Source organism: Flavobacterium sp. XN-5, assembly GCF_008033395.2.
GTDB lineage: Bacteria > Bacteroidota > Bacteroidia > Flavobacteriales > Flavobacteriaceae > Flavobacterium > Flavobacterium hiemivividum.
In genome coordinates, this window is record NZ_VOGZ02000003.1 from 300983 (window position 1) to 326744 (window position 25762).

At 35.0% G+C, this 25762-nt stretch carries 23 protein-coding genes and 1 tRNA gene; 9 read left to right on the plus strand and 15 right to left on the minus strand.

The window, feature by feature from the left end:
- Positions 1-132 precede the first annotated feature (132 nt).
- Together FQU23_RS08480 and recF are read right to left on the minus strand one after the other, a co-directional pair.
- Positions 133-522: a rhodanese-like domain-containing protein gene (locus tag FQU23_RS08480; RefSeq protein WP_147673484.1), complete on the minus strand. Its 390-nt coding sequence runs from the start codon at positions 520-522 to the stop codon at positions 133-135.
- Positions 523-603: 81 nt separating this feature from the next.
- Entirely contained in the window at positions 604-1683 is a 1080-nt protein-coding gene (gene recF / locus FQU23_RS08485) for a DNA replication/repair protein RecF (protein ID WP_147673485.1), read from the minus strand.
- A 242-nt stretch (positions 1684-1925) separates the two neighbouring features.
- On the opposite strand from recF, the gene FQU23_RS08490 reads away from it, so the two are divergent.
- From FQU23_RS08490 to FQU23_RS08515, 6 genes are all read left to right on the plus strand, one after another.
- Positions 1926-2699 (plus strand): tetratricopeptide repeat protein, encoded by a 774-nt coding sequence (locus FQU23_RS08490; protein WP_147673486.1) that lies wholly within the window; start codon positions 1926-1928, stop codon positions 2697-2699.
- Between the two features lie 104 nt (positions 2700-2803).
- Positions 2804-3379, plus strand: a complete 576-nt coding sequence (gene ribH, locus FQU23_RS08495) for a 6,7-dimethyl-8-ribityllumazine synthase (protein WP_147673487.1) — start codon at positions 2804-2806, stop codon at positions 3377-3379.
- Between the two features lie 162 nt (positions 3380-3541).
- Positions 3542-5407: a DNA mismatch repair endonuclease MutL gene (gene mutL / locus FQU23_RS08500; protein WP_147673488.1), complete on the plus strand. Its 1866-nt coding sequence runs from the start codon at positions 3542-3544 to the stop codon at positions 5405-5407.
- Positions 5404-6150, plus strand: a complete 747-nt coding sequence (locus tag FQU23_RS08505) for a rhomboid family intramembrane serine protease (RefSeq protein WP_132110417.1) — start codon at positions 5404-5406, stop codon at positions 6148-6150. The genes mutL and FQU23_RS08505 overlap by 4 nt, the downstream gene beginning before the upstream one ends.
- A 46-nt stretch (positions 6151-6196) precedes the next feature.
- Positions 6197-7060 carry a rhomboid family intramembrane serine protease gene (locus FQU23_RS08510; RefSeq protein WP_147673489.1) on the plus strand — a complete coding sequence of 288 codons (864 nt, stop codon included), beginning with the start codon at positions 6197-6199 and terminating at the stop codon, positions 7058-7060.
- Between the two features lie 81 nt (positions 7061-7141).
- A complete protein-coding gene (locus tag FQU23_RS08515; protein ID WP_147673490.1) occupies positions 7142-8188 on the plus strand; it encodes an endonuclease/exonuclease/phosphatase family protein in 1047 nt (348 codons plus the stop codon).
- 14 nt (positions 8189-8202) lie between these two features.
- Here the strand turns inward: FQU23_RS08515 and FQU23_RS08520 are convergent, their stop codons facing one another.
- The 6 genes from FQU23_RS08520 to FQU23_RS08545 all read right to left on the minus strand — a co-directional run bounded on the left by FQU23_RS08520 (position 8203) and on the right by FQU23_RS08545 (position 13529).
- Complete coding sequence (locus FQU23_RS08520) at positions 8203-8829, minus strand: WbqC family protein (RefSeq protein WP_147673491.1); 627 nt, start codon at positions 8827-8829, stop codon at positions 8203-8205.
- Positions 8830-8897: 68 nt separating this feature from the next.
- The gene (lepB, locus tag FQU23_RS08525; RefSeq protein ID WP_147673492.1) at positions 8898-10472 is read right to left on the minus strand and encodes a signal peptidase I; all 1575 of its coding nucleotides are present in this window, start codon (positions 10470-10472) and stop codon (positions 8898-8900) included.
- Between the two features lie 65 nt (positions 10473-10537).
- Positions 10538-11239, minus strand: coding sequence for a 4-hydroxy-tetrahydrodipicolinate reductase (dapB, locus tag FQU23_RS08530; RefSeq protein ID WP_147673493.1), 702 nt, complete (start codon positions 11237-11239; stop codon positions 10538-10540).
- A gap of 58 nt (positions 11240-11297) precedes the next feature.
- The gene (locus FQU23_RS08535) at positions 11298-11834 is read right to left on the minus strand and encodes a DUF5683 domain-containing protein (RefSeq protein WP_147673516.1); all 537 of its coding nucleotides are present in this window, start codon (positions 11832-11834) and stop codon (positions 11298-11300) included.
- Between the two features lie 23 nt (positions 11835-11857).
- A complete protein-coding gene (locus FQU23_RS08540; protein ID WP_132110429.1) occupies positions 11858-12757 on the minus strand; it encodes a ParB/RepB/Spo0J family partition protein in 900 nt (299 codons plus the stop codon).
- Between the two features lie 4 nt (positions 12758-12761).
- Complete coding sequence (locus FQU23_RS08545) at positions 12762-13529, minus strand: ParA family protein (protein WP_147673494.1); 768 nt, start codon at positions 13527-13529, stop codon at positions 12762-12764.
- A 446-nt stretch (positions 13530-13975) separates the two neighbouring features.
- Here FQU23_RS08545 and FQU23_RS08550 point away from each other — a divergent pair.
- Positions 13976-14050: transfer RNA gene (locus FQU23_RS08550), tRNA-Pro, on the plus strand.
- 132 nt (positions 14051-14182) lie between these two features.
- Complete coding sequence (gene trxB, locus FQU23_RS08555; RefSeq protein WP_147673495.1) at positions 14183-15130, plus strand: thioredoxin-disulfide reductase; 948 nt, start codon at positions 14183-14185, stop codon at positions 15128-15130.
- Positions 15131-15203: 73 nt separating this feature from the next.
- On the opposite strand, the gene FQU23_RS08560 is transcribed toward trxB, so the two are convergent.
- The 5 genes from FQU23_RS08560 to FQU23_RS08580 form a co-directional block, all read right to left on the minus strand.
- Positions 15204-16031 carry a GIN domain-containing protein gene (locus FQU23_RS08560; protein WP_147673496.1) on the minus strand — a complete coding sequence of 276 codons (828 nt, stop codon included), beginning with the start codon at positions 16029-16031 and terminating at the stop codon, positions 15204-15206.
- 86 nt (positions 16032-16117) lie between these two features.
- Positions 16118-16858, minus strand: coding sequence for a head GIN domain-containing protein (locus tag FQU23_RS08565; RefSeq protein WP_147673497.1), 741 nt, complete (start codon positions 16856-16858; stop codon positions 16118-16120).
- Between the two features lie 2 nt (positions 16859-16860).
- Positions 16861-18576 carry a PspC domain-containing protein gene (locus FQU23_RS08570; RefSeq protein ID WP_147673498.1) on the minus strand — a complete coding sequence of 572 codons (1716 nt, stop codon included), beginning with the start codon at positions 18574-18576 and terminating at the stop codon, positions 16861-16863.
- 5 nt (positions 18577-18581) lie between these two features.
- The gene (locus FQU23_RS08575) at positions 18582-18911 is read right to left on the minus strand and encodes a PadR family transcriptional regulator (protein WP_132110441.1); all 330 of its coding nucleotides are present in this window, start codon (positions 18909-18911) and stop codon (positions 18582-18584) included.
- A gap of 204 nt (positions 18912-19115) precedes the next feature.
- Positions 19116-19571 (minus strand): DUF4870 domain-containing protein, encoded by a 456-nt coding sequence (locus tag FQU23_RS08580; RefSeq protein WP_132110443.1) that lies wholly within the window; start codon positions 19569-19571, stop codon positions 19116-19118.
- 204 nt (positions 19572-19775) lie between these two features.
- Here FQU23_RS08580 and FQU23_RS08585 point away from each other — a divergent pair, with 204 nt between their 5' ends.
- A complete protein-coding gene (locus FQU23_RS08585) occupies positions 19776-20231 on the plus strand; it encodes a DUF4442 domain-containing protein (RefSeq protein ID WP_132110445.1) in 456 nt (151 codons plus the stop codon).
- A gap of 69 nt (positions 20232-20300) precedes the next feature.
- Here the strand turns inward: FQU23_RS08585 and FQU23_RS08590 are convergent, their stop codons facing one another.
- Both FQU23_RS08590 and FQU23_RS08595 read right to left on the minus strand, forming a co-directional pair.
- The gene (locus FQU23_RS08590; RefSeq protein WP_147673499.1) at positions 20301-20549 is read right to left on the minus strand and encodes a hypothetical protein; all 249 of its coding nucleotides are present in this window, start codon (positions 20547-20549) and stop codon (positions 20301-20303) included.
- 95 nt (positions 20550-20644) lie between these two features.
- Positions 20645-25762, minus strand: a 5118-nt coding sequence (locus FQU23_RS08595) for a LamG-like jellyroll fold domain-containing protein (protein ID WP_147673500.1), incomplete at its 5' end; no start/stop codon positions are given.

The window sequence follows — 25762 nt, forward strand, 5'->3', positions numbered from 1 at the left end:
GTTGTGGTTATTGTAATTGTGTTCTTGATTTTTTTTTCGTAAAATGAGGCGCTTTTTTTACAATGTGCACGCCATTCGTTTTGTATTTAATGAGGCTTTCTTAACTCTGCTGTTAATTGGAATAATTTCCGCTTAGGGTTTGTTTAGCTCTTCAGCGCTCCATTTTATAAAACCACCATCGAGTTCGTAGATGTTTTTGAACCCAAGCTCTTCAAGTTTGGCAGTTGCTTTTTTGCTACGGCCTCCACTTTTGCAATAAACATAAACGGGTTTTGTTTTGTCTAGTTTTTCTGCATCAATAACAAAACTGTCGCCAAGCCAGTCTATATTGGTAGCATTTTCAATGTGTGCCGCCGTAAATTCGGCTGGAGTACGTACATCTAAGATTTGCGGATTTTGGGTTGTTTTTACCTTTTCAGCAAATTCTTTTACTTCGATTAATTTTATGTTTTTAGAAGCTTGTGCGTTACAAGATGTTATAACGAATGATACTAATATGAATAATAATGCGCGAAATTTCATTGGAATTTATTTTAAAAATTGATTAGGCTAATTTAAGTAAATTATCAGATTTGAAGATTTTTAAATCATAAAATACTCGGACTATAAGTTAAATATTTTATAGGATTGATTTGTTGATTTTAATATTGCTTCGGTTCTTTCTGGATGTGTGTCTGAAATAAAAAGTTGGCCAAAAGTATCGCTATTGACCATTTCAATAATTTTCGCCACCCTGCTTTCATCTAATTTATCGAAGATATCATCAAATAATAAAAGGGGTTTTACACCGCTTTGTTTTTTTAGAAATTCAAATTGAGCCAATTTTAAAGCGATCAAGAAGGATTTTTGTTGTCCCTGAGAACCAAATTTTTTAATGGGGTGACCATCGATTTCGAATGACAAATCATCTTTGTGCGTTCCTACGCTAGTGTAATGCAGAGCCCTGTCTTTATTGATGTTTTCTTGTAATAAAGTCAGTAAATTATTTTCGAATAAATGACTTTCATACACCAGTTGTACCGTTTCCTGGGAGCCAGTTATAGCGTGGTGATGGGTATTAAAAATAGGAATAAACTGAGCTATGAATTCTTTTCTTTTTTCGAAAATGTGTTTTCCATAACCGTCCAGTTGCTCATTATATATAGAAAGGGTGTCGTTTTCAAAAACACGGTTCAATGCAAAATATTTCAGTAAGGCATTGCGTTGATTGAGTACTTTTTGGTACTGTATCAATTGTTGTAAATATTGAGAATCTAATTGCGAGATGACGCTATCCATGAATTTTCTGCGAGTTTCACTGCCTTCTACAATCAAATCTCGGTCTGCTGGAGAAATAATAACCAAGGGAATGAAACCTATGTGATCTGAAAATTTATCGTAGGCCTTGCCATTGCGTTTCAATACTTTTTTTTGACCTTTCTTTAAACTGCATACAACCTGTTCCTTTCTTTCATTTTTTATAAACTCGGCATCAATAACAAAAAATTCTTCGCCATGTTTTATGTTTTGGACTGCTAAAGGGTTGAAATAGCTTTTGCCGTAAGATAAATGATAGATAGCATCAAGCACGTTTGTTTTTCCGATGCCGTTTTTACCTACAAAACAAATTATTTTTCCGTCAAATTCGAAGTTGGCTTCTGAAAAGTTCTTGTAATTGAATAATGAAATCTTTTTTAAGTACATCTTAAGGCTTGCTGGTATTGAGGAGTATGTTATTTTGGAATGCTTTTTAAAGTGGGTGCAAATTATTGAAAAATATCGAGATAAAGCCGTTTTCAGGCTTTTCTGTGCTAATTATTTTGGCATATAATATATAAAGACAGGGCTGAGAAAGTTATTTTTTGTATTTAAACATAAAATCCTATTTTTTTTGCGTCGGTTTGAATAAAAATTTTATTTTTGCGGTTAACTAAATTATAAATTAAATGGCTACTTACAGTAAAAGAGGATATAAAGCACCAAAAGAAAAAGAAGAAAAAGATACAACTGAAGATGTAGTAATTGCTGAAAAAGACAGTACAACGGCAGGTGTTTTTTCTACATTAGATGAAACTGCTGGAAAAACGGAAGCTTTTGTAGCTAAAAACCAGAATTGGATTATCGGTGTTGTAGGAGCTGTTGCTTTAGTAACTATCGGTTATTTAGTATATCAAAAATTTATCGCTGAGCCAAAACAATTGGAAGCGGCAGATGAAATGTTTGTTGCACAATTTAATTTTCAACAAGCTACTGATGGTGTTGCAAGCGATTCTTTATATAAATTGTCTTTAAATGGTTCTGAAGGTAAGTTTGGATTTATCAAAATTGCAGATGAATATTCTGGTACTGATGCTGGAAATTTAGCTAATTATTATGCTGGAATTGCCTTCTTAAACACAGGTAAATACACAGAAGCGATTGATTACTTAGGTAAATTTAAATCAGAAGATATCGTTTTGAGTGGTTTAGCTAAAGGTGCAATTGGAGATGCTTACGCAGAAAACAATCAGCCAGAAGAAGCTTTGAAAAATTATATCAAAGCTGCTGAAACAAATAAAAATGATTTTATCACGCCACGTTATTTGTTGAAAGCAGGAAAAACGGCTTTAGCTTTAGGTAAAAAAGAAGATGCATTGAAATATTTTACTGATATAAAAGACAATTATGACGCATCTCCAGAAGCTGCTTCAATTGATGCTTTAATTGGTTTGGCTCAATAGTAAAAAAGGATTTGAGATTCTAGTTTTAGATTGCAGTTTTTTGATTTCAAAATTCTATCTTTAACTTTCAAAATCTTAAAAATGAATTTTAAAATCTATATCAAATGGCAACTGTAAATAAAAATTTATCCGTTTATGACAAGAACACTGTTCCAAAAGCGAAAAATTTTCGTTTCGGAGTAGTTGTTGCTGAGTGGAACGAAGCTATAACTGAAGGGTTGTACAATGGAGCAGAGCAAGCGTTTTTAGAAAATAATGTTCCAGCTGAACATATTATTAGATGGAATGTTCCAGGAAGTTTTGAACTGGTTTATGGCTGTAAAAAAATGCTGCAAACACAAAACGTGGATGCTGTTATTGCCATAGGTTGTGTGATTCAAGGCGAAACTAAACATTTTGATTTTGTTTGCGAGGGCGTTACTCAAGGAATAAAAGATTTGAATGTTCAAACTGATATTCCTGTTATCTTTTGTGTTCTTACAGACAATACCATGCAACAATCTATCGATCGAAGCGGTGGTATTCATGGAAACAAAGGGACTGAGGCTGCAATAGCTGCTATAAAAATGGCTTTTATTCGCCAACAAGCTTCGTTGACACACCAAAATGGGAATCAAAATTTATTGTCAACTGGTCCTTTGCGAATTGAAGAAGGAACACCTTTAGAATTGAAGGAATAAAACAATAATAAATTATAATAAAAACCTATACTGTTTAGTGAATAGTATAGGTTTTTTTGTTTTATTTATGACTGTCTTAGCTATAAAAGCCAACATAAATTCATTAAATTTGTGCACTTTGGTTTTAAAAATTAAACGTAAACTTTAAACATATTCCTTTTAATGTCGAGTATCATTCAATTGCTTCCTGATCATGTCGCTAACCAAATTGCTGCTGGAGAGGTCGTGCAAAGACCTGCCTCTGTTGTCAAAGAACTACTTGAAAACGCGGTCGATGCAAAGGCTACAGACATTAAATTAATTATTAAAGATGCCGGGAAAGCATTAGTTCAAGTAATTGATAATGGACAGGGAATGAATGTTACTGATGCGCGTTTGTGTTTTGAACGCCACGCAACTTCCAAAATACGTAAGGCTGAGGATTTATTTTCTTTACATACAAAAGGGTTTCGCGGTGAGGCATTAGCTTCCATTGCTGCGATTGCTCACGTGGAGATGAAAACCAAACAAGATCAAGAAGAGTTAGGAACCCAAATTATTATTGAAGGGAGTAAGTTTGTCTCGCAGGAAGTAGCGGTTTTGCCAAAAGGAACATCATTTGCCGTTAAAAACCTGTTTTTCAATATTCCTGCACGCCGTAATTTTTTAAAGTCGGATACGGTTGAGTACCGTCATATCATTGATGAGTTCCAACGTGTTGCATTGGCACACCCAAATATCTATTTTACTTTTTTTCATAATGGAAGCGAAATGTTCAATTTGCCTCCTTCAAGCATAAGACAACGAATTGTTGCTGTTTTTTCTGGTAAAACCAATGAAAAATTGGTTCCTGTTCAAGAAGAAACTGAAATTGTGACAATTCAAGGTTTTGCCTGTAAACCTGAGTTTGCCAAAAAAAGTAGGGGCGAGCAGTTTTTCTTTGTTAATGATCGATTCATTAAAAGTGGTTATTTGCATCATGCAATCATGGCTGCTTACGATGGACTTTTGAAAGATGGTGCACAACCTAGTTATTTCTTATATTTAACGGTGCCGCCTAATACTATTGATATTAATATTCATCCTACTAAAACAGAGATTAAATTTGATGATGAACATGCTTTGTATGCGATTTTAAGAGCGTCTGTAAAGCACAGTTTAGGACAGTTTAACGTCGCGCCGGTTTTAGATTTTGATAGAGATTCAAATTTAGATACGCCTTATAGTTATAAAGATTTAGAAGGAGCAACACCTACGATACAAGTAGATAGTACTTTCAATCCTTTTTCTGATGATAAAGTAAACAAACATTATTCTGGTGGATCTAGTTCGAATTATAGAAAACCGGAGCCAACAGCAAATTGGGAAAGTCTTTATGTGGGACTAAAACAAGAGGTTGATTTTATTTCCGGTACTACAGATTTTTCATTTGAAAGCGAAGAAGTGACAGGTTCGCTGTTTAATGAAGAAGACGTCGAAAAGACCGTTAATACTGCATACCAAATTCATAAAAAATACATCGTTTCTCCCATAAAATCAGGGATGGTTATTGTGGATCAACAGCGAGCGCATCAAAGAGTGCTGTATGAGCAGTTTTTGACAAATATGACTGTGCATCAAGCATCCAGTCAGCAGTTGTTATTTCCTTTGGATTTGTTTTTTTCGGCTAATGAAATGGAGCTTATCGAGGACTTAAAACTTTCGCTAGTAAATACTGGTTTTGTTTTTGAAAAGACTAGTCCAGATCATGTTGTTATTTCAGGAATTCCGGTAAATGTTACCGAAAGTGAGGTTTCTCTAGTTTTAGAACAATTACTAAGCGATTTACAAGACGGAATTCCCGACAGCAGTTTTAGTCAAAATGATACGATTGCAAAATCTATGGCCAAAAGTTTAGCTGTAAAAACAGGAACTTCTTTAACTATTAAAGAACAAGAAAACTTGGTAAACGGGCTTTTTGCCTGTAAAGACCCTAATGTTTCCCCTTTTCAAAAACCAACTTTCATTACCATGCGTGTGGAAGATTTAGACAAAAAATTTGCACTATGAGAAATGTAACCGAAACGGTAAAACAGTTAATTATAATTAATGTTCTTTTTTTTATTGGAACATTAATCGTTGGAGATCCTGCTTACAAAATGTTAGCGATGTTTTTTCCTGAAAATTCAAGCTTTCAATTTTGGCAGCCAATCTCGCATATGTTTATGCATGGTGGCTATATGCATATCTTTTTCAATATGTTTGCTTTGTATTCATTTGGGTCTGCATTAGAAAGTTTTTGGGGAAGTAAAAAGTTTTTATTCTTCTATATTTCTTGTGGTTTAGGAGCGGCTATGCTGCATACAGGAATTAATTATTACTATTTCATTGACGCGGTAAATACGCTTGAGGCTAATGGTTTTCCTAAGTCTGAAATTGTTCAAATTTTAAACCAAGGAAAAATAAATACGCAATGGCAAGAGTTGTTGACTGCGTCCCAATATGAAAACTTCATTAGTGCATATATGGGAACTGTTGTTGGAGCTTCTGGCGCCATTTATGGCGTAATTGTGGCCTTCGCATTTATGTTTCCTAATGCTGAATTAGCTTTGATGTTTATTCCAGTGCCCATAAAAGCAAAATATTTTGTACCCGGTTTAGTTTTAGTAGATTTGTATTTAGGAGTATCAGGACAATCTATTTTCGGTGGTGGTGGTATCGCACACTTTGCACATGTGGGTGGGGCTTTATTTGGTTTTTTAATTATGTGGTATTGGAAAAAGAATCAGTTTAATGATAACAGATGGAACTAAAAAGTTTCTAATTATGTGCTATTTTAAAACAACCTAAAAACAGAGAATGAATATATTAGATGACTTAAAAATGCAGTATAAAATGGGTGGTGTGGCCCATAGATTAATCTACTGGAATGTTGGCTGCTTTCTAGTTTCATTGGTCTTTTTCTATGACTTTAAGCTGGGTTCGTTTTATTTTCCTGATTGGGTCGCTTTGTCGACAGATTTTTCTGCTTTTGGATTAAAACCCTGGACATTTTTAACATATTCCTTTTTTCATGATGGTTTTTGGCATTTGCTATTTAATATGGTAGTTTTTAATTTTGCCAGTTCGCTGTTTTTGATTTATTTCACACAAAAGCAATTATTGGGACTGTATATTTTAAGCGCAATATTTGCCGGAATCGCGTTTGTTGCGGGTTATTTTATATTGAATTTAAGTGCTTCGATTGTTGGTGCTTCTGCAGCGATTATGGCTGTGTTAGTAGCGGTAACGACTTATCAGCCATTAATGAATGTTAGGTTGCTGTTGATAGGGAATATAAAATTATGGCATATTACCGCAGTGATTTTAATATTAGATCTCATGCAATTTCGTTTAGACAATACAGGCGGGCACATTTCTCATCTAGCTGGAGCGTTGTTTGGTTTTATTTTTATCCGTGCACTTCAAAACGGAACTGATTTAAGTCAAATCGTGACAGGTTTTATTACTTTTTTTAGGAATTTAGTTAAAAAATCACCTTCAACACCATTTAGAAAAGTACATAAGAATTACGCTAAACCTGCAGAAAATAGGGCTTCTAAAATTATTACAAAAGACAAAGCGCAACAACAAATTGATGAAATCTTAGATAAAATTAGTCAATCGGGTTACGATAGTTTGACTAAAGAAGAGAAAGAATTTTTGTTTAAGGCTGGAAAATAAGTGCGTTATAGCAACTTTAGAAATAAATTAAGAAAATACCCGTTATTATTTTATTAGGCGGTTAATGGAACAAGTAAAAATATGAAAAATCTTTCCTGGTTCAATAAAGCAATGTATAGTTTGAACGTCGTTCTTATTATTGTCACTTTTGTCGCTTATATTTTACCGTTTTTAGCTCCAAAGATTTTCCCGATCTTATCTGTTTTGACCCTTTTGATGCCATTGTTTTTCATACTAAATGGTCTGTTTTTTATCTATTGGGGTTTTCAGTTCAAGAAACGCATGATTTTGTCTGGATTGGTGCTGCTGATTGGGATTACATTCATAAATAAATTTTATAAGTTTTCTGCCAAAGAATACCCTTCTGACGAAAAGAATTTTACCGTTATGAGCTACAATGTGCGCTTGTTTAACCTGTTTAAATGGTTAGATAAACCAGATGTCGCTGGGGATATTTTAGAATTTATAAACGATAAAAACCCGGATATTTTATGCATTCAGGAATTTTCGTCTTCGGCAGTTATTGACCTGAAAGTGTATCCTCATAAATACATATTAATGGAGGGGAATAAAATTAGAACGGGGCAAGCTATTTTTTCGAAGTTTCCTATCATAAATCAAGGAAATGTTGTTTTGCCAAGTACTAATAACAGTGTTATTTATGCCGATATAAAAAAAGGTAAAGATATCATTAGGGTGTATAATATGCATTTGCAATCTATAAAGATCTCGCCTGATGTTAGTGAAATATCGGAGAATATTGACGTGATTAATAAGGATAAATCTCAAATGATGCTGGGTCGAATTAGTAAGGCTTTTAAGCTTCAACAGCAACAAGCAGAGATTTTTAAAAAGCATGAAAAAGAATCTGATTACCCGATTATCATATGTGGCGATATGAATAATAGCGCGTTCTCTTATGTCTATCGAAATATTAAAGGCAGTTTAAAAGATAGTTTTGAAGAAGCAGGAGTAGGTTTTGGAGCAACTTATAAGTTCAAGTATTACCCTACCAGAATTGATTATATTTTTGCAGATGAGAAGATGACTGTTAAAAAGTTTGAAAGCTTTTCGGACTTTGAAAATTCCGACCATTATCCCATTATGGCGAAGTTGTCATTGGAATAAAAATACAGTGACTTTTATTTAATCGCTAACTTTTGGTTTTTTAAATAATCTAAAGTAAATTTTCCTTCATTGAAGATTAAGTCTAACACACTTAGGTTGTTGATGAAGCCATGTTTGTCCTCAAATACTTGTATGTATCTTTCAAAAGAAGAAGGATCTTTTTTTCCGTCAGCGAGAAATCTATAATCTAAAATTAGATCAGTATCACCTTGTTGAATGTATTCGGTGGTTTTAGTAGACTCAAACTTTACTCGCATACATTTAGATATAATTTCTAAGGTCTCAAAATTTAAATCCAACAGGAATTTGTGCTTTTTTTCGAAAAAAGGACGGATATCTTCTTCAAAAAATTCAAAGAAAGGAGAGCTTTTATAGGCTGTTTCTAGTGATTTGTAATGTTGCTTTTGCCAGTCAAAATCAGTGTCAACCTGAATATCTTTAGTCTTTTGATGGTTGTCTTTAGAGTGCTTAACGGGGATATTCAGTAGTAGAATTCCATTAGGACTATAGATATAAGTACGGTTGCGGTTGGTTTGTTTTTGGAAATTATCCTCTATTTCATAAATAATACTGTCAGCTTGTGACATGGCGACAAAATGGCTTATTGACGGGAAATAGGTAGGATGAAGTAGTATATTCATTGTATTGTTTTTTGTTTTAGGTTTAAAGTTCCAAGATTTCCGCGGAACTTTAAACCTAAAACTTTAAACTAGATATTATTTTTTGCTTTTCTTTTTTTCCAAAAATACTCACCCACAAAAAAGGCTGCTAATGCAATTAAGAAGTATTTAAAATAAGATTCAGGTTGTCCTTCACCATTAACTGTTGTGAAAACTCGATCCCACCTCACTTTATTCAGGCCTTTTCCATTAGTGTCCCAGCTCAACCAGATGAATACTGGTTTACCTACAACGTGATTTTCGGGTACAAATCCCCAGTAACGGCTATCTTCAGAGTTGTGACGGTTGTCACCCATCATATAATAGTAATTTTGTTTGAAGGTGTACTCTTTAATAAGCTCGCCATTTAGTCTTATTTCGCCTCCTGTAACTTTAAGATCGTTTTTTTCTCCGTTATCTTTCAGTTCATAGTCAGTGATGATTCTTTGATAAAAAGGTAATGTCTCTGCAGTAAGCGCTACTGTTTTTCCTCTTTCAGGAATATATATGGGACCTAAATTGTCTTGATTCCAGTTGTTGATGTGCGGGAAAATACCGTTTTCTGTTCCTTTAGCAATTTCTTGGGTTACAGCAGTAATTCCAGGTACGTTTCGGAGTCTAGCGGCTCCGTCAGCGGTTAGCGCTCTAAATATTAATGTATCTTTTAAATCACTCTTATAGCCTACAGCGTCAGTGATGTCCATGCTTCTTAATAGATATTCGAAATCAATAGGTGTTTTACCGTCTAAAGCGACTGAATAAGAAAACTGTGGCTTTGCTCTTTCAGGCAGTTGCAGCACTTTTCCATCGATATAAACAATACCATCTTTTATAGATAAACTGTCTCCAGGAACTCCTACACATCTTTTTACATAATTCGATTTTTTGTCGATTGGTTTGATTACGCCGGGTCTTCCCTTTGGTTCAAAAAAGTAATGTACAGTATCTACAGGCCAGTTAAAAACGACAATATCTGATCGTTTGATTTCTTCTATTCCAGGTAACCTTAAGTAGGGTATTTGTGGCCATTTCAGGTACGATGGTGATTTAGTCATCGGTATAGAGTCATGAACCATTGGCAAAGCGACAGCAGTCATTGGCACTCTCGCTCCGTAATTGACTTTACTCACAAAAAGGAAGTCACCAACTAATAAGGATTTTTCTAGAGAGGATGTCGGAATCGTATATGGTTGTACGAAATAAGTATGTACTATTGTTGCGACAATGATTGCAAATAATAAAGAGCTTATCGTGTCGGCGGTTTTATTGTGCGGTTGAGTGCTTCTGTCAGCAATGTATTCTAATTTTTGAGTGTAATTGATGTAGTAGATATACAGTCCACAAGTAATTATTCCTAAAAAAGTATCTAAGCTTGATTTTTTTCCAAAACTTCTCAATGTTTCAATCCATATTACAGGAAACATAATCAAGTTGATAATTGGAATAAAAAGTAATAGCGTCCACCAAGTAGGGCGTCCTATTATTTTCATCAAAACAATAGCGTTGTAAACCGGAATTGCTGCTTCCCAACGTTTTCTGCCGGCAGCTTCATATAGTTTCCAAGTTCCTAAAAAGTGAACTATTTGAACAAGTAGGAAAAACACAAACCATTGATATAGTGACATAGCTTAATTTTTTAGTTTTATAGAACGGGAAGTTTAAAAGACACCTCCCTAAACGGTGATTTGATTTATTTTAATTCTAAAACGTCTTTCATTGTGAAAATCCCTTGTTTTCCAACGATCCATTCTGCTGCAATTACGGCACCAAGAGCAAAACCTTCACGATTGTGTGCGGTATGTTTTATCTCGATACTGTCAACAACTGAGTTATATGTTACCGTATGTGTTCCAGGAACTGTTCCGATTCTTTTTGCTTCAATATGAATTTCATTTGCTGCGGGCGTATCTAGAGTCCAATTAGTGTAATTGCTGTTTTTCATTACTCCTTTGGCCAAAGAAATAGCAGTTCCGCTTGGTGCATCCAGTTTTTGAGTATGGTGAATTTCCTCCATATCAATACTGTAATTATCTAGTTTAGCCATCATTTTGGCTAGGTATTCGTTTATTTCGAAAAATATATTAACGCCTAAACTAAAGTTGGAGCTGGATATGAAAGCGCCATTTTTTTCAGTGCAAAGTGCGACCATTTCGTCATAATGTTCCAACCAACCTGTTGTTCCTGAAATTACAGGTACATTAGCAAGAAAACAATTCGAAATATTAGGAACCGCTGCTGTAGGAACGCTGAAGTCGATGGCAACATCGGCAGTATAGAGTCCGTCATAGGTGTTGTTTTCATCTTTTTTCAAGACAATCTCATGACCTCTTTGTTGTGCAATTCTTTCGATTACTTGACCCATTTTTCCGTATCCTAAAAGCGCAATTTTCATTTGGTATTTATTTATAAATTAAAAAAGAAGATTCTAAACGAGCTATTTCGATTAGAATCTAAAAATTATAATTAAAGGTTAGACCTACATTTGTCTTTAATGTTACATCATTAGGATAAATTGCAGGTCGTACTGATAAGTTTTCGTCAACGTTAAACTGCAGTAAGGCAGCATCGACGTTAGCGTCAATAATATTTAAAGCATAAAATGCCACTACAAACAAGGAAGATAAATCACGATTACGCTGATAGAATTTCTGTCCCGCAATTAATCGAGAATCATCTAGATAAGAGAAATTATCGTCCTTATAGCCTTCAAGTCTACGTTTATAAGCATCTCGGTATTGGTGGTATTTTTTATTATTGTCCAAGTAGAAATAGAGACTGGTTCCCATGGCTCCATAAACAAGCGGGATTTTCCAATATTTTTTATTGTAAGCCTGCCCCAGACCTGGTAAAATGGCAGAATAGAAAGCTGCTTTTGCAGGAGTTAAGGGGTCGATATTGTTTGATAATATCGTGTCTTTAACTACGAGAGTCGTTTCTTTTTTTCCTTGCGCAAAAAGAGTGGTGTGTCCTACAATAAAAAAGAACATTCCTATGTAAAGAAATTTATTCACTATCCTTTTATTAATTCCAAGATTCTATTGAAGTCTTCCTCTGATTGAAATGGAATTGTGATTTTTCCTTTCCCGTTTCCAGCTACTTTTACATCTACTTTGTTACCAAAATAGTTAGTAAATGCTTTTTTCTGAGTTTCTTCTATTTCAAATCCTGATGATTTTGCTGTTTTTGCCGGTTGTGGCTTTAGACTTTCTTGATAGTTTTTCACCAATGCTTCGGTATCACGAACAGAAAGGTTTTGGCTTACTATTTTTTGATAAATATCAGTTTGAATGTCTAAATCTTCGATGTTGATAATCGCTCGACCGTGCCCCATGCTGATAAAACCATCACGAATTCCAGTTTGGATAATCGGATCTAGTTTTAAAAGACGTAAATAATTGGCAATCGTAGAACGTTTTTTACCAACTCGCTCGCTCATTTGCTCCTGAGTCAATTGAATTTCATCAATTAATCTTTGGTAGGAAAGGGCAATTTCAATAGGATCTAAATCATGACGTTGGATGTTTTCAACCAAAGCCATAACCAAGGATTCATTGTCGTTTGCAATTCGTATGTATGCGGGAACAGTTGTTAATCCCACTAGGGTAGAAGCGCGTAAACGGCGTTCCCCTGAAATTAACTGGTATTTATTGTAGTCTAATTTTCTAACGGTAATCGGTTGGATAACCCCTAATTCTTTTATGGAAGTAGCAAGTTCTTTTAATGATTCCTCGTTAAAATTACTTCTAGGCTGAAAAGGATTTATCTCAATAGCGTCTATTTCAAGCTCAATAATATTTCCCACAACTTTGTCGGCATTTTTATCGTCTACTGATTTAATATCGTTTTCTGGATCTTTTAATAATGCAGATAATCCTCTCCCAAGGGCTTGTTTTTTTAGTGCTTTTGCCATAAAACTATTTGCTGTTTTTCTTTATAACTTCCTGAGCTAAATGTAAATAATTAGCCGCTCCTTTACTGGTTGCGTCATAGTTGATGATACTTTCGCCAAAACTAGGCGCTTCGCTCAACTTTACATTTCTTTGAATGATAGTATCAAAAACCATATCGTTAAAATGCTTCTGCACTTCTTCAACAACTTGATTCGATAAACGAAGTCGGGAGTCAAACATGGTTAACAAAAGGCCTTCAATATCTAGCTCTGGATTGTGAATTTTCTGAATACTTTTTATCGTATTTAGTAATTTACCCAAACCTTCCAGTGCAAAATACTCGCATTGAATTGGGATTATTACGGAGTCAGCTGCGGTCAATGCATTCAAAGTAAGTAGTCCAAGTGAAGGAGCACAATCGATGATGATATAATCATAGTCATCTTTTATACTTTCTAATGCTTTCTTAAGCATATATTCCCTATTATCTTTATCTACCAATTCGATTTCGATGGCAACAAGGTCAATATGCGACGGAATTACATCTACATTTGGTGCTGAACATTTGATAATTGCCTCTCTAGGAGTACTGCTATGTTCTAGAATTTGGTATGTCCCAATTTCAACACTTTCAACATCAATTCCTAATCCTGAGCTCGCATTGGCCTGTGGATCAGCATCTATTAGTAATACTTTCTTTTCTAAAACACCTAGGGAAGCGGCAAGATTTACAGATGTTGTAGTCTTTCCAACTCCTCCTTTTTGATTAGCAATCGCAATGATTTTGCCCATTTATTTTATAAATTTTGAACCGTAAAAATACAATTTATTATGGTTTCTAAAAATCTATTTTGTTAACATTCGTTAAAGCTTGATTAGGGGCATATTGCTATTTATTTTTGGTGGTTTCTGAATTCTTTTAGAGGAATTTCGAGATTGTAGATCTAGCTTGTGTGTACAGCTTTTTTATTCGAATGGGAAAGCTTGAATTTAATGTTCCTATAGTTCAATGTAATGCTCTCCATTTTTCCATTTTTTTGTGAATTAATAAAGTGTTTTCGAAAACGAAGCGTTTTCTTTTAAAACAATAGATCAAAAGTGAGGAGGCGTAAATAACATAAGATGAAGCCGATGGTAGGGAATAGTATGAAAGTGTTGTTTTAAGATTATTTTTTTTATTTCTAAATCTTGAAATAGTCTTGTTTAAGGAAAAAAAAGTTTTATATTTGCACTCGCTACGGGGTGTAGCGTAGCTCGGTTATCGCGCCTGCTTTGGGAGCAGGAGGCCGCAGGTTCGAATCCTGCCACCCCGACAAAAAAATCCTTTCTGTTTCTACAGAAAGGATTTTTTTATTTGGATATAACAAAAAACAATAAACAGCCTTCGTTAACCAATTTATTAAATGTTACTTTTGTGCTGTTTTAAAAAATAAATTTCAATTATTATGTCAGATACAATCGAAAAAATTAAATGTCTTATTATAGGGTCTGGTCCAGCAGGTTATACTGCAGCAATATATGCAGCCAGAGCAAATATGAATCCAGTTTTGTACCAAGGAATGCAACCTGGAGGCCAACTAACAACAACTAATGAAGTGGAAAACTGGCCTGGAAATCCTGAGGGAATTACTGGTCCAGAAATGATGGTAGGTTTACAAGCTCAAGCACAACGTTTTGGTACTGATGTACGTGATGGTTGGGCAACAAGAGTTGATTTTTCAGGAGATGTTCATAAAGTTTGGATTAATGAAACTAAAGAATTGCATTGTGAAACTGTAATTATTTCTACAGGAGCATCAGCTAAATATTTAGGATTACCTTCGGAGCAACACTATTTGAAAATGGGTGGTGGCGTTTCTGCCTGTGCAGTTTGTGATGGTTTTTTCTATAGAAATCAAGAAGTGGTAATTGTTGGAGCTGGAGATTCAGCTTGTGAGGAAGCACATTATTTGTCTAAGCTTTGTAAAAAAGTGACGATGTTAGTGCGAAGTGAAAAATTTAGAGCTTCAAAAATTATGGAAGCTCGTGTGCGTAAAACAGAAAACATTACGATTCTAATGAATCATGATACAGTTGAAGTTTTAGGAGACGAACAAGTTGTGACAGGTGTAAAAGCGTTGAACAAGACTACAAATGAAGAATTTGAGATTCCAGCAACAGGATTCTTCGTAGCCATTGGTCATAAACCAAATACAGATATTTTTAAAGACTTTATAACACTTGATGAAACTGGTTATATTGTTAATACTCCGGGATCTTCAAAAACAAATGTAGAAGGAGTTTTTGTTTCTGGAGATGCAGCAGATCACGTGTATCGTCAAGCAATTACGGCTGCAGGTACAGGTTGTATGGCTGCACTTGATGCCGAAAGATATTTAGCTGCTAAAGACTAATTTTAGAAGCTATTTACAATAAAAAAGCCCCATTTTACCTATGTAAAATGGGGCTTTTCATTTGTATACGTTTTTATTTTTTAAACAATTTAGCTTCTTCAGTAAATTTTTTCATTTCAATTTTTGCGTTTCCGTAAAGTTGAACCTGAGATTTCGACTTAGCGCTTATGCTTATAGATGTTTCTGCGTTTACAATAGCGCTCGAGGCGCTCTCTGTAACTAATTCTAAATGTTTAATGGTTAATTTGTTGCCTTTAAAACTAGAGTTGTTGTCCAAGCGAATAACGGCAGTTGGCACGGCACCTTCTATGTTTGCTTGCGCTTTTTGATACAAGTCGCAAATCATTTCGGGAGCATTTATTAAGGCTTTCAATTCGGCATTACCACTCAAAGAAATTTTTATTTTTTCTGATTTGGCATTCAATTCAACTTGTGATTTATCAATAGCTTCGAGAACAAAATTTTTAGTATTGATATTCAGAAACAGCTTTGAATTATCGATGCTTTTAAAAGCAATAGAGTCAATTTGTACTTCTTGTATCGCGTTTACAATGGCGTCATTTCGCGAAGACACACTTTTTAAATCGTTTGTATAAGTTATTCTTACGACCAGTTTTTTAAATTTTATAGGTTCTATGGTAGTAAAAAAACGTAGCGTCTTATCTTTTAATTCCATTGATATAAACTCATGTAAATTAGAATCAGCTTCAACTTTTATCCCCGTAGTTTCTCCTTTTTCTAGATAAACTTCGATGTTATCTTCTACTATTATCGTTTCAAAGTTACCAACTTCCCTTAGCTCAGTAGTTACTTTTTTTGAGCCTTTAATTTTATCCTTTTTCTGTGCGAATGTTAGAGTCGTTGAAAATATCAGTAGAATGATTACAGTATATTTTTTCATTTTATATTTATGTTATAGTTATTACAAATATAAAAAAATCATCCGCTTATGATGGATGATTTAGTTATTAATTGTGAATTAGGAAGTTAGATCTTGTCAATACTTGCGCCTGAGCTAGTTCTTTTTTCAACTGTTTTTGGTGTAGTGTTGTAGTTAATATTACTGCCACTGGATGCTTTCGCTTTTAGACTTACAATTGGGTGCACGTTGATTGTCGCGCCGCTTGAGGCTACAGCGTTTACTTCATTTGCAAGTAAGTCGTTTGCATTAATATCACTTCCACTAGAAGCGGTAGTTTTAAGTCTAAGTGCCATTCCTTCGATACTAATAGAACTTCCACTACTGGATTTGCAATCAATATTGTCTGAGGCTATGTTTAGGTTCATCGCCGCGGCACTAGATGTTCTAAGACTAATGTTTGCGCCCTTGAGGGTATTCATACTATTGATGGAAGAAGCGCTTGAAGCACGCAATGCTTCTATAGCGGGCATTTTTACTGTAACTTTTTTTGATTCGATATTTATAAAAGAATTATAGTCACAAGCTACGATTAGTACTCCGTTCTCTACTTTTGTAGTAATACTTTTTTGTAAATTATCATCGGCTTCGACAGTAATCTCCGTTTTATCTGATTGTTCAATTATCAGATCAATAGCATTGCTAACTTCGATACTTGTAAAATCACTGCTTACAGTTCTGTTCTCCGTCGTAACATTACCACTTCCTGTTATGGATTTTATGTTTATCGAATGGTTGCAAGATGCAAATAACAAAGCAGTTAATGCGACCAGGATGAATTTGGTTATTATGGTTATGATTTTTAACATGGTTATTTGGTTTTAATAATTATACCATCTTTATTTATTTTTAGTTCTTTAAGATCGTCATTTGATACATTGATAGTATCATTTGTGATAGAAATGCCATTTTTTGTGATCCTGATTGTTTTGTTCTCCTCTTCTTCATTACTGTAATCGCCTTCAATGGTTGTACAGTTTAAACATCTAATTTTATTGTCTTCTACTCTGTAGATTTCATTGCTAGAATCTGGGTTCCATAGAAAGTAATCCTCATCTGTACGATCATATTTTCGCATAGAACTATCTGGTTTTAATAATGTTCCTTTTGGTAAATATAAGGTGACTTGTATTTCTTGATCACGAAATTTATTTTTCAGATCACTAATTAAATAGTTGTCTAAGATTAAATGATTTCCTTCAATTTTATAGCTGTACTTTATTTGCTCTGCCCTTAGTCTAGCTTCTGAAAGTGATTTCCCTTTTGCCTCTTTTTCAATTTGGATGTAAGCTACTTTTTCATCTGTGCTTTGTATTCTCAAACTTACATCATTCGAATACAGGATATCTGTTCCAGATGGATTTTGTGCAATTTTAAAATCATCACGATCATCTACGTTTTTAGCATAATAATCATTGTGTTTGAATTTTATGAAAAGCGTATCCGTTGGCTGCAGTATAATATTTTCTTTTTGTACTACTCGTCCGTCTGCGGCAAAAGCAGATGCTTGTTTTACTCCTATAGAAATAGCTAATGCAACTGAAATTAACCATAATGCAAGCAAGGTATATTTAGCGATGTTTCCAATCGATTTCATATTTGGAGCCAATAGTTTGAAGCCCAATACGGTCAAGAAAAAGAAAGGAATACCTACGGCAAAGAACATTAATAGTCCAAAAACCCAGATAGGATAGTCAGTGAAGTTTCCCGCTTCTACAAAACCTTGCCAAGGAAATTCTATAACTGACGTGGTCCCTAGAGTAAACACTCCTATCAACAAAGCCATCAAGACACCTAATCCAGTCATAATTAATAGTATCCCAAGAAATTTTGCAAAAATTTTAAAAATTGTCATGATAAAATCTGCAAAGGAACTACCTATTTTACTAGCACCTGTTTTTATTTGGTTGCCATATTTGTCGTAGTCTACATTTTTTATTTTCTCTGAAACATTTTCAAATTCTTCTCTAACTTTTTTTTCGATATTCGAAATATTAACTGGTTCTCCAGTCATTTCTAATTTCTCTGAGGTTGTGATTGCAGCAGGAGTAACGATCCATAGGATAATGTACAAAAGAACTCCCGTTCCTGCTCCCCATACTAATAGGATAAAGATGATTCTAATCCATACGGTGTCAATTCCTAAATAGTGTCCCAATCCAGCTGAAACTCCGCTAAGCATTCCTTTTTCAGTATCTCGGTATAATTTTTTTGTTCTTCTAGGAGGGGTGTTATTAAAGTTTTGAGAAGATGGATTATCGTCTTCTATAATGTAGTCTTCGGGTTGTCCCATTACAGCAATCACTTGATCAACATCATTTAGACCTATAACATGTTTGTCTGTTTTTTGATTTTCGGTTAAAAGTTCCGAAACACGCATTTCGATATCTTTTATGATTTCTTCTTGACCAGAAGATTGCGATAGTGATCGTCTTATGGCTTCAAAATAACGTGTTAGTTTCAGGTATGCATCTTCATCGATATGAAAGAACATTCCGCCTAGGTTTATATTTACAGTCTTGTTCATGGCTATTATTTTTGGTTTGTGATTAGATTTACGGCGTCAGACAATTCTGTCCAAGTGCTGCTTAGTTCTTTTAAAAATGTCTGTCCTATTTCGGTTAAACCGTAGTATTTTCTAGGTGGCCCCGAAGTTGATTCTTCCCAACGGTAGCTTAACAGTCCGTCATTTTTTAGTCTGGTGAGCAGCGGATAAATAGTTCCTTCTACCACTAGTAATTTTGCGTTTTTCAAAGTGTCTAATATTTCCGATGTGTAGGCATCTTTTTCTTTCAATACAGATAAGATGCAAAACTCGAGAACACCTTTGCGCATCTGGGCTTTTGTGTTTTCAATGTTCATAATTCGTTTTTTTTTTTTGATTTTTTAGTTGATTAAGCTATTCGTTTTTTGATGGATGATTTGGCATTTTGAGTAACAAAGTAATCTTAAATTACTTATTCTCTTTTTTTTTGGAGCTTTTTCCTGCTGTCCGCTATATCTTTTTTGTCTTGAAATAAGTTCAAGATAAAAAAGGATGCCGCTTCCATCAGGGCTAGTGACTCACTATTTTATAAATGGAATCGTTATCGGGTATTTGAATTTTTCTCCATTCGATGTTTTTATAGAAGCATAAATAATAAGAAAGAATTCTGCAATTTTTAAACAGATAAATACAAATACGCTTGTTATTCCTAGGGTGATTAATCCTATATTTTCACTAAAATTAAAATTATCGAATACAACGCTTTCATCGTTGATAATTGTATTCAACGGAATTGAATTAAAAACGGTAAAGATTAAAATTGGAATAGCGATAAGCGCAAGAGCTATTGAATATAATAGCAAACTTAATTGAAAATTTAGAACTTGTTTTCCGCTGTGGTCTACAAATTCCGACTTGTCTTTCTTCGAACTCCAAAGAATTATTGGAAAAATATAATTCCCAAAAGGGATAAAATATTGGGTTAGTGCACTTAGGTGCGTAAAGGTGGCGATGTTTTTTTCGGTTGTTGCTTCCATTGTTTTGATTTATTTTTTTGATGATTGATGATCGAAACCCTCAGGACAATTAAAATAAGAGTACCTAGTAATTTCTTATACAAATATATGTCTAAAAGACAGTATCTTGTATCGCATAGTAGTGAAAGTTAACATTTTTTTAACAAATAAAGATTATATGTACGCATAGTATTTTTTTGTACATTAGCAAAAAAACCACTGATAATGAAACTTACGGCGTCTAAACTAAATAAATTTTTATTTTTCAAATTGCCTTCGGCATTCATATGCGGAGTTCGAGTGAAGAAGCTTGATGAAACAGCATGTGTGACCTCAGTGAAGCACCGATGGATTAACCAAAACCCATTTAACTCGATGTATTTTGCAGTGCAGGCAATGGCCGCCGAACTTTCGACAGGAGCTTTAGTGATGTATCAAATTCAAAAAAGCGGTAGGAAAATATCAATGCTAGTAGCAAACAATAAAGGAAATTTTACTAAAAAAGCCACTGGAAGAATAACATTTGTATGTAAGGATGGTCATTTAATAGAACGTGCAATTCAAGAATCTATAGCAACAGGCGAGGGGCAAACCTTCTGGATGAAAGCTATTGGAACTGACGAAAAAGGAGTTCAAGTCTCTGAAATGGATTTTGAATGGAGTGTGAGAGTAAAGCCATAATTCATTAGCAGACCTATTTTATAACAAAATGCCTCCGAATGGAGGCATTTTTATTATATTAAAAGTTAATTATGCTTTTTTAGAGCAACACTTTTTTTCTTCAGTGCCGGTCATTTTAGTATTGCATTTTTTTCCTTCGGCTTTACATATAGCTTTGTGTTGTGCAATTTCATCTGCAGTCATTGCTTTAGAATCGGATGCTTTTAAGCAACATTCTTTTTCTTTTTGTACTTCTTTTTTAGAAGCCGTTTTGACTTCTTGTGCAGTTGCAGTAATTGTAAATAAAGCAATCGCTAGTATTGAAAGTATTTTTGTCATCTTTTTAGTTTTTAATGGTTTACACTATCAAATATATTAATAATTTAAATACGATATACTATTTTAAATTGTATCAATACGTATAATCTACGAAACTATTTTATAATTATTTTTTTGCTAAAAGCTCCTTTTGTAGTAGTAACTTTTACAATGTATCCTGCTGTACTAACGGTCGAAATCGGAATTTTAATGTTATTTTGTTTTACTTCTTCAATAACCCAATGTGCTATTTTTTGGCCTGATAAATTAAACAAGTCAACTTTAGTGACTTCTGCATCGATAAAATTATTATGGATGTTTAATATCTGATTGATATTCGAATAATAAATTAGGATTCCATCTTCTAGTGTATTGGTATCTACACTTAATGTTTTATTGACAAATTGTAATGAGAATCGTTTATTGTATTTACCTACAGGAAGCGAAATAGTAAAGTTATTATTTTTTATATCGTGGTAAAGCCCGGTCACGTTGTCAAATAAATATATTTCCAGTCTATCTGGTATATTTTCTAAAGCGTCAATTTTTATGGTGCTTAACCCCTCTTTTGCTGTATTTATTCCAATAGGTATTATTTGGTTATCATCAAAATTTGGAATCCCTTGAATTACAAGTTGACTATCTTCTATTTCCCAGTACATATCATTGTCTTTCGTATCAAAGATTTCTGCATCGTAACCTATATCAAATTGATTAGTAGTATTAGGATCTGCTCCCACAAGGAGTTGTCGATGTTTACCGTTTGGGGCATCAAAACCAAGTCTAATTTTTGAACGGTTGTCTTCAGGTATTTTGATTGCTGCTGATTTTTTAGTCCCCGCTGTTTTTAAGAATAGTGATGAAGCTGAAGTTTCTCTATAATATACTCGTTGATTGTTTCTTATTTTTATAGTTCCACCTTGTACAGCAGCTGATGTTCCTGCTCTATTTGGATTCGCGGCAGCATTAATAAAAAATCCTTGACCCACGGGAATATAGCGTTTAGGAGCTAATAGTGCAGCATTAGTAGCTGTCGCTGTTAATGGGGAATCTGAAATTCCAGGAGATCCGCCCAATAAGGTATAGGTGGCATATCCACCTTCATATTGTGCTAAAATATGATTGTTAGATAATCCAAAATGGTCCCAAAAATAGAGCGCACCACTGAATGCATTTGCAGCACCGTTAAAGCCTCCCGCTGTAGGGCAACCGACGCAGTCTTTTAAGTTTTCCCTGATAAACTGATTAGCATCAAGGGCGGAAGGATAAGGATTCCCTATTAAATAGGTTTGGTTTAAACCTATGGTTAAATCAACATCACCTGAATTCGGTTTCCCTATAAATGCATAATTTTGTGTGGCATTGATAGCTGCCGTCCCACCAGATCCTTTCATAGTAAATCCATTACCTACTTTTATTGCATTTGTACCAACATAATTCCATTGGTAATAATTTTGCCAATCTGTATTCGAATCTGGAGTAAGTGAATTATAGGACCAAATCCATCGGTAAGTTGTTTTAATTGGGCTAGTAACGGGGCCATCTGCATCATAAGCTCCATATTGAAAATTAATTGCTTTGGGAGTAGCAGAAGCAGTTCCATCTCTCATCACACCAGCAATTGTATATGGTGCATTGTTTGGGTTTCCTTGCAGCGTAACAGGTGATGACCAGTAATTGTAATTGAAACTATTTTTCTTGCCTTGTTGATCTCGTTTTATAAAACCTGAGCTAGCTTCATCAAAAATACTTTCACTAACCTGGGTAGTGGAAAAGTAGAAATCAGAATCATAAGAGCCATAACGTTTTTGCAGTAATTGTGATTCTCCAACTAAATCAATATTCCCGTCCAATTTTAAATAATGAGTGATCCACAGCATGCGACCACCGTTAGTTTCGTTTTGAGGCGCGGGAGCTGGGTCCGCCATAGTTAGTTTACCTGATTCTGATTTTAAACCCAGTACTGTTATGTCTTTAGCATCCGAAGTGATATTATTTCTTGTGATTACAATATTCCAATCAATAGGGCTACCATTAAGGCCGTTGCTATTTGGTATATCCCAAACTGCGGGTCTTAACCAGGTATTGATATCGGTCCATTTTCCATCAGCTATAGTAATATAAGGCATTGGTGCTGTATTTTGTTGATGTGTAGTCATGTTATATAAGGTGGCAGGAGTACCGGCAACTGCTAAATTTGGTGTTATTCCATTAACAGGTTTTAGAGTATTACTATAAGTCTGTAAATTAGAGGAGTCAGGAAATGCCGAAATTAATCGATAATAGCCCGCTAGATCAGAATAAACTAATCCTCCTTCAACGGGAATTGGAATTTCAACACCAATATTAGTGGCGTTTTGGAGATGTTGGTTCATCATAAATCGTATTTGCTCTTGAGTAATATTTTTATTCCAAATACGAACTTCTTCGATCCAACCAGTGAAATAATTTTCAGGTTTTCCAGATGTATTGTTCCATCGAGCACCAATGATAGTTTTAGTTCCGCCTATTCCTGTCCCTGCATTCTTCATTTCAATTCCATCAACATATATTTTTCCGTTGGACATTGCTATATGATACCATCGAGAATTAGGGGTAATTGTTACTGGAAGATCTGACATTTTAATTTCAAATGTTGGGCCGCTTATAATAGTTCCAGTATTGGTTTTTGGTCTTATCCATGCCTCAATACTATAAGATCCATTAAATCCTGTTCCTAAATCAACATAATCATCAATCCCGTCAAAATCTAAAGTGGTACAATGTTGTATTATTAAAGTTGGTGCGACATAAGTAGGAGCGCAGTTGGTGTTTGTAATCGTTAGGCCGTTTTCATCTTTTGTTGTAGGTACTAAAATCCATTTGAAAATATATGACCCAATATCAGCAGCTGTGAAGATTGCATTTGGGTTGTTTATTGGTGCAATTGGATTACTTGGATTGGGATTAGTAAGAACAAATCCTGCAGGACCCGTAATACTCCATTCTCCTACGTATCCATCAGCTGTTGGGTAAGTTGTTATCGGACCTTGTTTCCCGCTAATAACGTTGACACTTAGGGGTACATTTTTTGTACCACAGCCTACCGCCGTTGCCATTGTAGTTGTAGTATATTGATCAAAGGCAAAGACTTTAATTTCTTTTTGGTTTACTGGGCTGGAACATGTATTTCCAGCACTATCAAGAATAAGAGAGGTTTTTACCACAAACGTATTCCAGCCAATTTTTGTTGGAGTCCAGGTTACATTATTTGTGGTACCAATAACAATAGGATTGGTAGGATCGGTATCATCGGTCCATACTAGGGTAACGTCCCTTGGGCCTTCAGGTACTTTGATGTTGTCTAAAGTCCAAATATCACCATCTCGCTTACCGGTATAGTTAAATCTAATCCTTAAATTACTATAACCAATATAATCACCTAAATCAATTTCCATTTTATTTACACCAGGAGTTCCTTGGCCAAAACGATCATAGTTTCCGCTACTCACTGATCCAGATTGTTGGAATAAAATAGGTTCAGAGGAATAAGAGGCTCCTCCATTGGTAGAAATTTCTACTTTTATAACGGCGCCTGGAGTAAGGTTGTACGCTTGATCAAAAGTTAGAATAGCTTCGTCCAATGCCCCTAATGAGAAGATTGCTGTCTCTAACGTCGAGGTGTTATTTCCTGAAACGATGGCAAAACCTTTATTTCCAGCAGAACTTAGGGAGGTATCCCATCTTGTATTATAGATGGTGTAAGGGGAAAATATATTTGCAGTAATGAAATCATGAGGATTTGTTCTTAGCCATTTATCTGGGCGAATATTATTTGCATCAGAACTGAAATTATAATTTGAAACTCCAAATTGATCTGTTATTCTCCAACCGGAGTTCGTTATGGAAGAATTATCAAAAGCACCGCCTTCAAATTTTCCGAAAGATTCGCCGTACCCTGTTTCTGAACTTAGTTGAATTCCTGCACCGATGCAGATCACGCTTTTGTTAACAGTAACTGGACTTGGCGCGATGTCTTGCGGGATAACACTAATAATTGCGGTTTCACTAAATACATTTGGCGAGCAGGCTCCACTACTTATCTCCACCCTGATTACTATAGATTGTGTAATATTTAAACTTTCTACTTGTGCTGCCGTAAGTGTATTACCGGTAAAATTGCCTGCACCATCTGGAATTATAGACCAGGATGTTGCAGTGCTTGTTCTATACTGCCATTTTACAACTGTGCCTACTATACCAGATAAGCTTAGCGGAACCGCATAACCTGAACTTGGATTTTGACAAATTAAAAAGAGTCTTTCTTTTGGTGTGGTTCCTGGCGTTTGGAATAGCAAAGTTCCTCCAATTGGGACTGGATCTATTTTTATGGTTGTCGACGTCGCAACAGACGTACATCCCGCCGCTGCAGGAATAGTATAGGTTACAGTATACGTTCCGGCCGTACTAGAACTTGGAGTTATTGCTCCAGTAGAAGCATTCAAAGTTAATCCAGTAGGAGAAACAGTATACGTCCCACCTGTGTAGGCATTAGTTCCAGATAAAGTAACTGTTTGTCCAGTTGAATTACTAATACAAAAAGAAGCTACTGTATAACTAATTGCTGCTGTTGGAAGTCCTGTAATTGTAATACTTGTTGTAGCTATCGCAGCTGCGCAACCTCCATTTGTAGGTCCTGTATAGGTAACGGTATAGGTTCCGGCCGTACTTGTACTTGGGGTTATTTCCCCTGTAGTTGAATTAATAGATAATCCTGAAGGAGCAGCAAAAGTTCCTCCACTATATGCATTTGTTCCACTTAACGTGACTGCTCGAACTCCACTTATAGTTTTACAAAATGGTATGCCAGCATAACTTATGGTAGCTGCAGGAATTGCAGTAATAGTTACATTAGCAGTTGCTGTAACTGCATTACAACCTCCTGCGGCAAGAATTGTGTAGGTCACAAGGTAATTTCCTGCTGTACTTGTACTTGGCGTTATTGCTCCTGTAGTAGCATTCAAAGTTAATCCAGTAGGAGAAACAGTATACGTACCACCTGTGTAGTCATTTGATCCAGATAAAGTAACTGCTTGTCCAATTGCTATATTCTTACAGTAAGTAGATCCAGAATAACTAATTGTAGCCGTTGGCAGTGCTGTAATTGTAACAGTTGCCGTAGCTGTTGCAGCTGCGCACCCTCCGCTTGTAGGTCCTAAATAGGTTACTGTGTAGTTTCCTGCCGCACTACTACT

Bases quoted from the DNA above. Each gene is read 5' to 3' on its own strand.
- FQU23_RS08535 (WP_147673516.1), bottom strand. From the start codon at position 11,834: ATGTTCTTTTTTATTGTAGGACACACCACTCTTTTTGCGCAAGGAAAA.
- lepB (WP_147673492.1), bottom strand. From the start codon at position 10,472: ATGTCACTATATCAATGGTTTGTGTTTTTCCTACTTGTTCAAATAGTT.
- trxB (WP_147673495.1), top strand. From the start codon at position 14,183: ATGTCAGATACAATCGAAAAAATTAAATGTCTTATTATAGGGTCTGGT.
- FQU23_RS08510 (WP_147673489.1), top strand. From the start codon at position 6,197: ATGAATATATTAGATGACTTAAAAATGCAGTATAAAATGGGTGGTGTG.
- FQU23_RS08505 (WP_132110417.1), top strand. From the start codon at position 5,404: ATGAGAAATGTAACCGAAACGGTAAAACAGTTAATTATAATTAATGTT.
- ribH (WP_147673487.1), top strand. From the start codon at position 2,804: ATGGCAACTGTAAATAAAAATTTATCCGTTTATGACAAGAACACTGTT.
- FQU23_RS08590 (WP_147673499.1), bottom strand. From the start codon at position 20,549: ATGACAAAAATACTTTCAATACTAGCGATTGCTTTATTTACAATTACT.
- FQU23_RS08540 (WP_132110429.1), bottom strand. From the start codon at position 12,757: ATGGCAAAAGCACTAAAAAAACAAGCCCTTGGGAGAGGATTATCTGCA.
- FQU23_RS08515 (WP_147673490.1), top strand. From the start codon at position 7,142: ATGAAAAATCTTTCCTGGTTCAATAAAGCAATGTATAGTTTGAACGTC.
- FQU23_RS08560 (WP_147673496.1), bottom strand. From the start codon at position 16,031: ATGAAAAAATATACTGTAATCATTCTACTGATATTTTCAACGACTCTA.
- FQU23_RS08490 (WP_147673486.1), top strand. From the start codon at position 1,926: ATGGCTACTTACAGTAAAAGAGGATATAAAGCACCAAAAGAAAAAGAA.
- FQU23_RS08565 (WP_147673497.1), bottom strand. From the start codon at position 16,858: ATGTTAAAAATCATAACCATAATAACCAAATTCATCCTGGTCGCATTA.
- FQU23_RS08545 (WP_147673494.1), bottom strand. From the start codon at position 13,529: ATGGGCAAAATCATTGCGATTGCTAATCAAAAAGGAGGAGTTGGAAAG.
- mutL (WP_147673488.1), top strand. From the start codon at position 3,542: ATGTCGAGTATCATTCAATTGCTTCCTGATCATGTCGCTAACCAAATT.
- FQU23_RS08575 (WP_132110441.1), bottom strand. From the start codon at position 18,911: ATGAACATTGAAAACACAAAAGCCCAGATGCGCAAAGGTGTTCTCGAG.
- FQU23_RS08585 (WP_132110445.1), top strand. From the start codon at position 19,776: ATGAAACTTACGGCGTCTAAACTAAATAAATTTTTATTTTTCAAATTG.
- FQU23_RS08480 (WP_147673484.1), bottom strand. From the start codon at position 522: ATGAAATTTCGCGCATTATTATTCATATTAGTATCATTCGTTATAACA.
- dapB (WP_147673493.1), bottom strand. From the start codon at position 11,239: ATGAAAATTGCGCTTTTAGGATACGGAAAAATGGGTCAAGTAATCGAA.
- FQU23_RS08580 (WP_132110443.1), bottom strand. From the start codon at position 19,571: ATGGAAGCAACAACCGAAAAAAACATCGCCACCTTTACGCACCTAAGT.
- recF (WP_147673485.1), bottom strand. From the start codon at position 1,683: ATGTACTTAAAAAAGATTTCATTATTCAATTACAAGAACTTTTCAGAA.
- FQU23_RS08520 (WP_147673491.1), bottom strand. From the start codon at position 8,829: ATGAATATACTACTTCATCCTACCTATTTCCCGTCAATAAGCCATTTT.
- FQU23_RS08570 (WP_147673498.1), bottom strand. From the start codon at position 18,576: ATGAACAAGACTGTAAATATAAACCTAGGCGGAATGTTCTTTCATATC.